Annotated in this window: 12 protein-coding genes; 6 read left to right on the top strand and 6 right to left on the bottom strand. The window is 68.8% G+C overall.

Features of this window, described 5'->3' with window-relative positions:
- Window positions 1-5: 5 nt before the first annotated feature.
- Both RMN86_RS13805 and RMN86_RS13810 read right to left on the bottom strand, forming a co-directional pair.
- Window positions 6-824 (bottom strand): SDR family NAD(P)-dependent oxidoreductase, encoded by an 819-nt coding sequence (locus RMN86_RS13805; RefSeq protein WP_309606432.1) that lies wholly within the window; start codon window positions 822-824, stop codon window positions 6-8.
- 165 nt (window positions 825-989) lie between these two features.
- The gene (locus RMN86_RS13810) at window positions 990-1676 is read right to left on the bottom strand and encodes a DJ-1/PfpI family protein (protein WP_309606433.1); all 687 of its coding nucleotides are present in this window, start codon (window positions 1674-1676) and stop codon (window positions 990-992) included.
- 83 nt (window positions 1677-1759) lie between these two features.
- Here RMN86_RS13810 and RMN86_RS13815 point away from each other — a divergent pair, with 83 nt between their 5' ends.
- Window positions 1760-2701 carry a GlxA family transcriptional regulator gene (locus RMN86_RS13815; RefSeq protein ID WP_309606434.1) on the top strand — a complete coding sequence of 314 codons (942 nt, stop codon included), beginning with the start codon at window positions 1760-1762 and terminating at the stop codon, window positions 2699-2701.
- Window positions 2702-2824: 123 nt separating this feature from the next.
- On the opposite strand, the gene RMN86_RS13820 is transcribed toward RMN86_RS13815, so the two are convergent.
- Window positions 2825-3844, bottom strand: coding sequence for a cell wall hydrolase (locus RMN86_RS13820; protein ID WP_309606435.1), 1020 nt, complete (start codon window positions 3842-3844; stop codon window positions 2825-2827).
- Between the two features lie 312 nt (window positions 3845-4156).
- On the opposite strand from RMN86_RS13820, the gene RMN86_RS13825 reads away from it, so the two are divergent.
- Window positions 4157-4354 (top strand): hypothetical protein, encoded by a 198-nt coding sequence (locus RMN86_RS13825; protein ID WP_309606436.1) that lies wholly within the window; start codon window positions 4157-4159, stop codon window positions 4352-4354.
- Between the two features lie 141 nt (window positions 4355-4495).
- Here RMN86_RS13825 and RMN86_RS13830 read toward each other — a convergent pair whose 3' ends face one another.
- Both RMN86_RS13830 and RMN86_RS13835 read right to left on the bottom strand, forming a co-directional pair.
- Window positions 4496-5473 (bottom strand): hypothetical protein, encoded by a 978-nt coding sequence (locus RMN86_RS13830; protein ID WP_309606437.1) that lies wholly within the window; start codon window positions 5471-5473, stop codon window positions 4496-4498.
- Entirely contained in the window at window positions 5473-5814 is a 342-nt protein-coding gene (locus RMN86_RS13835; RefSeq protein WP_309606438.1) for a PadR family transcriptional regulator, read from the bottom strand. The genes RMN86_RS13830 and RMN86_RS13835 overlap by 1 nt, the downstream gene beginning before the upstream one ends.
- Window positions 5815-5870: 56 nt before the next feature.
- On the opposite strand from RMN86_RS13835, the gene RMN86_RS13840 reads away from it, so the two are divergent.
- Genes RMN86_RS13840 through RMN86_RS13850 form a run of 3 tightly spaced genes read left to right on the top strand, consistent with a single transcriptional unit; the run spans window position 5871 to window position 7614 of the window.
- Window positions 5871-6020, top strand: a complete 150-nt coding sequence (locus RMN86_RS13840) for a hypothetical protein (protein ID WP_309606439.1) — start codon at window positions 5871-5873, stop codon at window positions 6018-6020.
- 55 nt (window positions 6021-6075) lie between these two features.
- Window positions 6076-6993, top strand: coding sequence for an alpha/beta hydrolase (locus RMN86_RS13845; protein WP_309606440.1), 918 nt, complete (start codon window positions 6076-6078; stop codon window positions 6991-6993).
- Between the two features lie 51 nt (window positions 6994-7044).
- Complete coding sequence (locus tag RMN86_RS13850; protein ID WP_309606441.1) at window positions 7045-7614, top strand: M48 family metalloprotease; 570 nt, start codon at window positions 7045-7047, stop codon at window positions 7612-7614.
- A gap of 145 nt (window positions 7615-7759) precedes the next feature.
- Here the strand turns inward: RMN86_RS13850 and ilvC are convergent, their stop codons facing one another.
- Window positions 7760-8779 carry a ketol-acid reductoisomerase gene (ilvC, locus tag RMN86_RS13855; protein ID WP_309606442.1) on the bottom strand — a complete coding sequence of 340 codons (1020 nt, stop codon included), beginning with the start codon at window positions 8777-8779 and terminating at the stop codon, window positions 7760-7762.
- Between the two features lie 174 nt (window positions 8780-8953).
- On the opposite strand from ilvC, the gene arfB reads away from it, so the two are divergent.
- On the top strand, window positions 8954-9376 hold the full coding sequence (arfB, locus tag RMN86_RS13860) for an alternative ribosome rescue aminoacyl-tRNA hydrolase ArfB (protein ID WP_309606443.1): 423 nt from the start codon (window positions 8954-8956) through the stop codon (window positions 9374-9376).
- The last annotated feature ends 241 nt before the right edge of the window (window positions 9377-9617 follow it).

Here is a 9617-nt window from a genome sequence, read left to right on the forward strand (position 1 = left end):
CGCCCCTAGACCAGTTCCGCCGGTTCGACGCCCTGGTCCTTCAGGAACGGCTCGGCATAGGCGATGGTCCCGGTGAGCACCTTGGGGTCGCCCGACGCCAGGCGATAGACCGCCTCGGCGATATATTTGATCGGCTGCACGCGATCCTTGTTGGCCTCGGTGATCAGCCCGTGGACGGCGACGCCGGGGGTGTCGACCAGGCCCGGAGAGACCGCGTTCACCGCGACGCCATCGTCATAGACCTCCGACGCCAGGCCGGTGGTGAAGCGCTCCAGCGCGGCCTTGCACATGCCATAGACCGCGCCGCCCGCGCGCCCGCTGTAGGGCTGTTTGGGATGCAGGCCGGCGCCGGAGGAGATGTTGACGATCCAGCCCTGCTTGCGCGCGCGCATCGACGGCAGGACCAGCTGGCACAGGTGGAACGGCGCATAGACCTGCACCTCCATCATCAGCTTGAAGCGCTTCTCCGGGAAGCCGGCGACGGGGATGAAATAGGTGATCGCGGCGTTGTTCACCAGGATGTCGATCGGGCCGTAGGCGGCCTGCGCCGCCTCCACCAGCCGCTCGCGTTCGACAGCCTGGGCCAGGTCGGCCTTGATGAAGGTCGCCTGGCCGCCGGCGCGGACGATCCGGTCGACGGTCTCGTGCAGGGTGCCCGACAGCCGGCTCTCGCCAGCTTCCGCGGTGCGCGCGGAAACCACCACATTCGCGCCTTCCATGGCCAGCCGCGCGGCGATGGCTTCACCGATGCCGCGACTGGCGCCGGTGATCAGCGCGTTGCGGCCTTTCAGCCGGCCGTCGGAATTGATGCGGGGCGCAATCATGACCGTTTCTCCAAATGTCTTTTTGCCCAATGGCCGAAAGCTCGCCCGGCTCGCGGCCTAAGGCAAGGCGTCACCGCCAAACGCGGCGCCGATCAGGGCGGCCCAGTGGCCGGGCGCGGTCTGGCGAAAGCGCCGCATCGCGCCATGGTGATGGGGTGGGCGCCGCTACCGCGCCCGCAACCGCCTCGCAGCTTCCGCCGCCGCCGCGCGGCGTCCGGCGATCAGGCCGGCCATGCGGCTTTGGTAGGCTTCCAGAACCCGGGGCGGGGCCAGCTCCGGGCGCCCGGCGTTGAACGGCGGCTGCGGCGCGTACTCCAGGCCGAGCTGGACCTCCTGCGCATGCGCCTCGCCCGCCAGTTCGGCCAGGACGGTAAAGGCGAAATCCAGGCCCGCGGTCACCCCGCCGCCGGTGATGATGTCGCCGTCACGGACCACGCGACCGGTGTCGACGATGGCGCCAAAGGGTTCCAGCAACTGGCGCCACGCCCAATGACAGGCGGCTCGCCTGCCGGTCAGAAACCCCGCCGCCGCCAGGATCAGCGATCCGGTGCAGACCGAGGTCAGGTAGCGTGCGCCCGCGCCCAGCCGACGAATCTCGCTCATGAAGACCTCATCGAGCATCGTCTCAGTGGCGCCCAGGCCGCCCGGCACGCAGATCAGGTCGCAGCGGCCGATCGCCGCCAGGTCGCGCAGGCCGCTAAACACCAGGCCCTCGGCGGCCACATCGACGCCGCCCAGAGACGCCACGACCACCTCGCTGTCCGGGGCGCGGCTGAGCACCTGATGCGGACCGGTGAAATCCAGGTGGGTCACGTTCGGATAGAGCGGGAAGACGATGGTGAACTTGGACATTCGGGGCGCTCCGGGCATTTGACGCGGTGATCGTCGCAAGGCTAGGGTTTGTCTTAAATGACATTTTTCCCTCGGATACCGACATGACGCGCCGGATCGCTGTGGTGATCTTTCCGGATTTCCAGATCCTGGACGCCACCGGCCCCATCGCCGCCTTCGAGATCGCCGGGCGGCTGTCGCCCGGAGCCTATGCGCTGGAGGTGCTCGCGCAGGGCGGCGGCGACGTCGCCAGTTCGGCGGGCGTGCGCATGCTGGCCGGGCCGCTCGACGACGACGCCTGCGATACGTTGCTGGTCTCTGGCGGCATCGGGACGCGGCGGTTCACGGAGCTGGCCGAGACGATCGCCTGGCTGCGACGCCGATCGGTCGAGGCGCGGCGCACGGCCAGCATCTGCACGGGCGCCTATCTGCTGGCCGAGGCGGGGCTGCTGGACGGCAAGCGGGTGACCACCCACTGGGGAAGCTGCGAACAGTTCGCGCGGCGCTATCCGAAGATCCGCACGGAGCCGGACCGGATCTTCGTGCGCCAGGGCGAGGTCTGGACCTCGGCCGGGATCACCGCGGGCATCGACCTGGCGCTGGCGCTCATCGAGGATGACCTCGGGTCCGAGATCGCCCGGCGCACAGCCCAGCAGCTTGTCGTGCACCACCGTCGGCCGGGCGGCCAGTCGCAGTTCTCCGCGCTGCTGGAGATGGGCGGGGTGAATGGCCGGTTCGCCGAGCTGATGGACTGGGCGCGCGAGCGGCTCGCCGAGCGCCTGAGCGTCGAGCGGCTGGCCGACAGGGCCGCCATGAGCCCGCGCCACTTCGCCCGCGCCTTCCTGGCGGAAACCGGGCTGACGCCCGCCAAGGCGGTGGAGCGGCTGCGCCTGGAGGCCGCCCGCGTGCGGGTCGAAGCCGGGCATGAGCCCATCGACCGCGTCGCCGAGGCCGCCGGATTTGGCGACCCTGAACGCATGCGCCGCGCCTTCCTGCGCGCCTTCGGCCAGCCACCCCAGGCGCTGCGCCGGGCCGCGCGGGTTTAGGACTTCAGGCGCGGCCGTCGTGCTTGCGGCCGGGATGCTGGCCACAGGGCGCCCCCCGGTGGCGATCGGGCCGATGCGGCAGGCGAACGTCAGCAGGCGCGCGAGGGTGCTCTGTTCGCCCGGTCAGGACGCGGTGATGTCGGCGGCTTGGGCGGCCTTGACCGGCTCGGGCGCCGGCGCAAGCTTCACCGCGGACACCTTCGGCTCCGCGGGCGCGGCCGGCGGCGAGCCGCCGACCGCGGTGCTCGTGATGATCGCCGCCTTCTCCACCACCGCGCTGGCCAGGCGCAATGAACTGGCCGGGCTGATCGGCAGGCTGACGAACACCGCGCGGTTGTCTGGCCCAGGTCCGGACCGGACGGCCGGCGCGTGCGGGTTGACGCGGTAGAAGATGTGCAGGCCCACCTGGGCGACCCGCAGCATCTGTGGACCCCAGAGCGGCGAGACGCCGGTGGTGTGGAAGTGGGTCGCCTGACCCACGTCGGCCAGCACCACGCCCGACAGGGCGCGTCCAGCCACGGTGCGGGCGCGGTCCCAGGCGTCGCGTTCGCGCTGCTGGCCGGTCGAGCCGTCGCAGGCAAAGCTGAACTGGCAGCCGTGGGTCGCCGCACCCTGGAAGACCACGCCGCAGACCGTCTTCGGGAAGGCCGGGTGCCGCACGCGGTTCAGGACCACCTGGGCGACGGCGGCCTGGCCGCGCTGGCTCTCACCGCGGGCTTCGAAATAGACCGCCTGGGTCAGACAATCGAGGTCGCGCGCCGAATTCAGCGCCGCGTGGCCCGGCGTCGGGCCGACGTCGTCAGCGGCGGGGGGTCCGGACCAGGCCGGGACGGCATCGCGCTGAGCCCTGGCTCCGGCCAATCCGTCATGGATCCGCGCCAGGCGAAGGGCGGCGAAATCCATGCTCTGCGTTTCGCGCTGCAACATGGTTTCCGAGAACCCGCCCCCGGCGGCCTCGGCGATCCGGGCGGCCCGGCTGTGGTCAGTGGCGACGTGGGACATCCCACCGGCCATGTAGAAGGCGCCAAGGCCCAGCCCAAGGCCGGAACCGATCAAGGCGGCGCTAAACAGCGCGCGCCAATCGGCGCGGGCCTGCGTTCCTGATGTCAAAACAAACGTGTCCTGCGCGACGAGGGCGAACATGCCCCCCGACTTTGTCGCCGCGCTCGCCCCTGCTCGTGCTGGAAGCGACCGCCGGCAGGCCTGCCCGGGACTCGATGGGGGCAGGCGACGGCAAATGGTGAAGGGCTTATGAACAAACCCCAGGCGATTTGCAAGTCTATATTGCGTCGCAGCATGATTGGGCCCCCAGAAGGCCGCGACGGTTCGCCTCGGAGGCGAGTAGTTGTCCGGGCGGCGCCGGATCCACCGGCCTTGGGCAGAGGCTGCGCTGCGAGGGAACCTTGAGCGGTCTGGGCCATTAGCTTGGGCGCCGGTTTCGGCCAGGAGACTCTCATGAACAAGACACTCACCATGCTCGCCTTCGCCGGCGGTCTGTTGACCCTCGGAGCGTGCAACACCACCACCGAGCAGAAGGCCGCGTCCGGCGCTGTCGCCGGCGCCGTGATCGCGGGTCCGGTCGGGGCGGCGGTGGGCGGCGCGGCCGGCGCCGTGGCCGGTCAGGTACAAAAAGAAGCGGCCGAGAAACACTGACGCAGCGCCTCTGAACACAGTCGGCCGCCGAATCTCTGGGCAAGGACCCGGGAGAACGGCGGCCGGGCGCCAGCTGCTGATCACGATCATGACCCTGGCGGCCAGCGCCCTCATGCTGGCGAGCGCCGCGCATGTGACCTTCTAGATCGGGGCTTCAGCCCGCCGGATCTTGTAGAGCCGCCAGACCTCAAGCGCTGCCTTCGCCAGCATGACGGCAATCGCGCCATAGATCCCCAGGCGCATGCCGATGTCGAAGTTGGTCTGGACTTGCGCCGCAACGTCCGCTGACCAGCCGCGCGGCCCTGCGACCACCAGCCAGTGCCCGGCGCGAAGGACACCCAGAAGGATCACCGCTCCAACCAGATAGCGGACCAGCGACAGACCGGCGTTCAGTCGCAATGCGGCGGGTCGGAAGACGATCATCAGGTTCACCGCGAGGTCCATCGCCGCATAGCTCAGGATCGGCCAATGGTATTGGCTCCACACCGGCGCGAGATCGGCGGTGATCACAGCCGTCCAGGGCGGCAGGTGTTCGAGCAGAGCGTCGCGAAAGTGTATCAGGCCCGTCCACCACAGGATGAACACGACAGTCATGCCACCCTCGACCACCGCCTCGATGCGCGAGCGCGGCTTGCCGCCGGCCGGCGGCAGGCGGCTGGGCTTCCACTTCCGCAGGGCCTGGGTCTTTCCGAAGCGCTCGATGCCCGCGCAGACCAGGGTCACCAGGCCGAACAGGTAGACCGCCACATACCAGATGTCCGGCACGCCGCGCCTGAACTCGGCTTCGGACTTGCCGAGCAGAACCCCCAGGATCACCAGCACCAGATAGAGGCCCAGCACGAGGGACAGGACAACCTTCACGCCCGCCCACCAGAACGGGAAGATTTCCGGTCCGATCAGGTGCTGCACCTTGCGGTAGCGCCAGGCGACGACCAGCGGATGGCCGAAGTCGATCAGCAGCTGCTCGACCTCGGCGCGCTCAAGCGGCCGCCCGAGCGTCGCTTCCAGGTCTTCGACGCGCGACAGCAGCACGTCGCGCAGCTCGGCGGTGATATCGCCGGCCTGTTTGCCCGGCAGGTTCCGCGCGACGGCGGCCAGATAGCGTTCAATGAGGTCCATCAGGATCCTCCCTCCAGGATGTCGGTCACCGAGGCGTTGAGGGCGCGCCACGCGTCGACGAGGCGGGCAAGCACCCGCACCCCGTCTTCGGAAAGCCGGTAGAAGCGCTTGTTGCGCTTGTCCTCCTCACGCCATTCGCTGGTCAGCAGACCCTGGGTCTCCAGGCGACGGAGCATCGGATAGAGCGCGCCCTCGTCGATCTCGACGCCGGCCAGAGCGAGCGCCTTGCGCAGCGTGTAGCCATAATGTTCGCGCCGCAGCAGGCCGAGCACCGCCAGGATCAGCGATCCGCGGCGCAGTTCCAGTCGCAGGCTCTCGAAGATGTCGGATTCGGGCGGCATACCGTGTGTCATATACTGTGTATCACATACTGTCTAGCGCACAGGTCTAATCGGCCGTGACCCGGGTCACAGGCCGTCGCCGCGGCGATCGCTATCTCGACGGGGGATCGCCAAGGAGATCGGCTGTGCACCACATCCTCATCGCCCTGCTGTTCGTCGCCGGCGCCATCGTCATGGCCGCCAACGGGGCCCATCAGCTCTACTGATCGGTGACGCCGGACGGTCCGTGCTATGCTTCCCGCGAACCAGGGGGAGAGAGACATGGGACGAACCTTTGCCAGGCTCGCGGGCGCTCTGGCCGCCCTGCTGCTGATCGCCGGCGCCACCCAGGCCGCGGCCGCCGCCAAGCCCGCCGACCGCTATGCGCTGAATGGAGCGGTCAAGATCCACTATGTGGTCGAGGGCAAGGGCCCGCTGGTGGTCCTGGTCCACGGCTTCCCCGACTACTGGGCGACCTGGAAGCCGCTGATGGCCGAGCTGTCAGCCGCCGGCTATCGCACCGCGGCGATGGACACCCGCGGCTACAACCTCTCCGACAAGCCCAAGGGCGAGGCCGCCTACGCCATGGCCAACCTGATCGGCGACGTGGCCGCCGTGGTCGCCGCCGAGGGGCAGAAGAGCACCATCCTGATCGGTCACGACTGGGGGGCGGCGATCTCCTGGCAGGTGGCGCTGAACCGCCCGGAGCTGGTCAACCGGCTGGTGATCCTGTCGGTGCCGCACCCGGCGGGGATGGCGCGCGAACTGGCCACCAACAAGGACCAGCAGGCCAACAGCCAGTACGCCCGCAACTTCCAGAAGGAGGGCTCGGAGAAGATGCTGAGCGCCGAGGGTCTGGCCGGGTGGGTGAAGGATCCTGCGGAGAAGCCGGGCTACGTCGAAGCCTTCAAGCGCTCCGACTTCGCCGCGATGATGAACTATTACCGGGCCAACTATCCAAAGACCGCCGGGCCGGATGCGGGACCGGAAGTCCCCTTCCCGATGATCAGGGCGCCGGTGCTGGTGATCCACGGGATGGGCGACAAGGCGCTGAACGCCCAGGGCCACGCCGGCACATGGAACCACGTCGCCGCCGACACCACGATCCTGATGATCCCCGGCGCCGGCCACTTCGTCCAGCACGACGCCGAAACCCTGGTCAACCGGACCATCAAGGACTGGCTGAACGCCCGGCGGTAGCCCTCGATGCGCGCAGTGCGTCGTTTCTGGTGGATGATCGTGTCGCTTGCGGTGCTGATCGCCGCGTTGGTTGTCTTCGGCCGGCCGGCCTCCGGCGACGTCCCACTTGCTGACGGGCCGCTGAAGCAAAAGTCGATCGCCCTGCTGCAGCGGGCCGGCACGCCCGGCGTGCCTATCGTTATACGTCCCAGCGATGGCCGACCCTGCGGCTCGGGCACCGTCACTGGCCTTGGCTCGCGCATGCGGATCGTCATGGGAGCCGCCAGTCTCACCATCCCCAGAGATCAGGCGCTGTGGGCCATCGCCCACGAAAGCCAGCACGTTCGAACCGGCGATCCGCTGTTGGGGGTCGTTTCCGGATGGCTTTGGATTACGCTCGCCCTCGCCCTCGCCAGCGAAACGACCCGCGCCGCAGTCCTTCGACGCGGGCGCGTCGGCTGGATCGCCCTGCCCCTAACGCTTGTCGCGATCTGGGCAGTGGGCCTGCCGGTGTTCAATCTGATCCAACGCCAACGCGAGCGCGGCGCCGATCACGCGGCGGCGGCGTTGGTGGGTGGCGCCCCGGGAGCAACGTTCCTGGCCCCGCGAGGGTGCTTGCTTGGGGATCGAATCCGAGCCTGATCCTTCACCCGCCTTTTCCTGCTCAACCACCCCACGACCGCTGAGCGATTGCGCAGCATGCGGCCAACCCCTCGTTAGCGTTCGTCAACTGGGTTGACCCGCATCCCGTCCCTGAGAGCCTTCGTAGGGGTGACTCGCCCCGCGCTCAGTTCCGCGCCGTGTCCACCAACGCGTTCTTGGTGATCCAGGGCATCATGGCCCGCAGGCGCGCGCCGACTTCCTCGATCTGGTGCTCTGAACCGCGGCGGCGCGTAGCCTTGAAGCTGGCCTGGCCGGCGGCGTTCTCGTTCATCCAGTCGCGGACGAAGCGGCCCGACTGGATGTCGTCGAGGATCCTCTTCATCTCGGCCTTGGTTTCCGCCGTGACCACGCGGGGGCCGGAAACATACTCGCCATACTCGGCGGTGTTGGAGATCGAATAGTTCATGTTGGCGATGCCGCCCTCATAGATCAGGTCGACGATCAGCTTCACCTCGTGCAGGCATTCGAAATAGGCCATCTCCGGCGCGTAGCCCGCCTCCACCAGGGTCTCGAAGCCGGCGCGGATCAGTTCGACCAGCCCGCCGCAAAGCACCGCCTGTTCGCCGAACAGGTCGGTCTCGCACTCCTCGCGGAAGTTGGTCTCGATGACGCCCGAGCGGCCGCCGCCGATCGCCGAGGCATAGGCCAGGCCCAGGTCCAGCGCCCCTCCGGTGGCGTCCTGATGCACCGCGATCAGGCAGGGCACGCCGCCGCCCTTGAGGTATTCGCCGCGCACCGTATGGCCGGGCCCCTTGGGCGCCACCATCAGCACATCGACGGTCGACTTGGGCTCGATCAGGCCGAAATGGACGTTCAGGCCGTGGGCGAACAGCAGGGCCGCGCCGTCGCGGATGTTGGGCTCGATGTCGGCCTTGTAGATGTCGCGCTGGATCTCGTCCGGCGCCAGCACCATCAACAGGTCCGCCCACTTGGCGGCGTCAGCGACGCTCATCACCTTCAGACCGTCGGCTTCGACCTTCTTGGCCGTCGCCGAGCCGGGCTTCAGCGCCACGGCGACGTTGGTGGCCCCAGAGTCCTTCAGGTTGAGCGCATGCGCGCGGCCCTGGCTGCCATAGCCTACGATGGCGATCTTCTTGTCCAGGATGCGGGAAAGGTCGGCGTCGCGGTCATAGTAGACGCGCATGATTGTTCTCCTGAACGGGTATGGGGCCACGCCCACGCGCAACGCGGGTGCGGGAAAGCGGGCGCTTTCCAGCGGTTTTTTGCTCAAAGGTCAAGGGAAGCGGCCTCGGAATCGGCATTCGCCGCAGCGGCGCCGGCGTCGCCGAACCGGCCGAAACATGCCACAGCCAACCCCATGATCCCGGTCACCGACACCCTTTCCATCGAAGACGACGAGATCGGCGAGAAGTTCGTCCGTGCCTCGGGGCCGGGCGGCCAGCACGTCAACACCTCGAGCTCGGCGGTGGAGCTTCGGTTCGACGCGCGCAATTCCCCTTCGCTGCCTGACGACGTCAAGCACCGGCTGGAGCGGATCGCCGGCAGCCGGATGAACCAGGAGGGGGTGATCGTGATCTTCGCCCAGAGCCACCGCAGCCAGGAGATGAACCGCCAGGACGCCCGCGCGCGGCTGGTCGACCTGATCGAACAGGCCACCCACAAGCCCAAGCCGCGCAAGAAGACCCGGCCGACCTACGCCTCGAAACTGAAGCGCCTGGAAGGCAAGTCGAAGCGGTCCGGCGTCAAGGTCCTGCGCGGGCGACCCGGCGGGGACGATTGAGGCCGGTCGAACGGCCATCGCGGTTTGAGCCTCTGGCATGATTTGGCCGCATTGGCGTATAGGCTGACGGAATGGCCGACCGCGTTCGCACCCTCGCCGCCACCGCTCTCGCGGGCGCACTCTCGGCCTGCGCGCCGACTCTGGGTCCGCCGCCGCCGGGACGCCCGCCCCCCCCGCCCCCCCCCGGCCCCGCGTTTCACCCCCCCGGCCTAGCAAGGTCGCCGGCGCGGGGGCGCCACCC

The organism is Phenylobacterium sp. (assembly GCF_031360265.1).
In the GTDB taxonomy this organism is placed as follows: Bacteria; Pseudomonadota; Alphaproteobacteria; order Caulobacterales; family Caulobacteraceae; genus Phenylobacterium.

Excerpts from the sequence above, each read along its gene's own strand:
- arfB (WP_309606443.1), top strand. The coding sequence starts at position 8,954 with ATGATCCCGGTCACCGACACCCTTTCCATCGAAGACGACGAGATCGGC.
- RMN86_RS13835 (WP_309606438.1), bottom strand. The coding sequence starts at position 5,814 with ATGCCGCCCGAATCCGACATCTTCGAGAGCCTGCGACTGGAACTGCGC.
- RMN86_RS13825 (WP_309606436.1), top strand. The coding sequence starts at position 4,157 with ATGAACAAGACACTCACCATGCTCGCCTTCGCCGGCGGTCTGTTGACC.
- RMN86_RS13820 (WP_309606435.1), bottom strand. The coding sequence starts at position 3,844 with ATGTTCGCCCTCGTCGCGCAGGACACGTTTGTTTTGACATCAGGAACG.
- RMN86_RS13815 (WP_309606434.1), top strand. The coding sequence starts at position 1,760 with ATGACGCGCCGGATCGCTGTGGTGATCTTTCCGGATTTCCAGATCCTG.
- RMN86_RS13810 (WP_309606433.1), bottom strand. The coding sequence starts at position 1,676 with ATGTCCAAGTTCACCATCGTCTTCCCGCTCTATCCGAACGTGACCCAC.
- RMN86_RS13805 (WP_309606432.1), bottom strand. The coding sequence starts at position 824 with ATGATTGCGCCCCGCATCAATTCCGACGGCCGGCTGAAAGGCCGCAAC.
- ilvC (WP_309606442.1), bottom strand. The coding sequence starts at position 8,779 with ATGCGCGTCTACTATGACCGCGACGCCGACCTTTCCCGCATCCTGGAC.
- RMN86_RS13830 (WP_309606437.1), bottom strand. The coding sequence starts at position 5,473 with ATGGACCTCATTGAACGCTATCTGGCCGCCGTCGCGCGGAACCTGCCG.
- RMN86_RS13845 (WP_309606440.1), top strand. The coding sequence starts at position 6,076 with ATGGGACGAACCTTTGCCAGGCTCGCGGGCGCTCTGGCCGCCCTGCTG.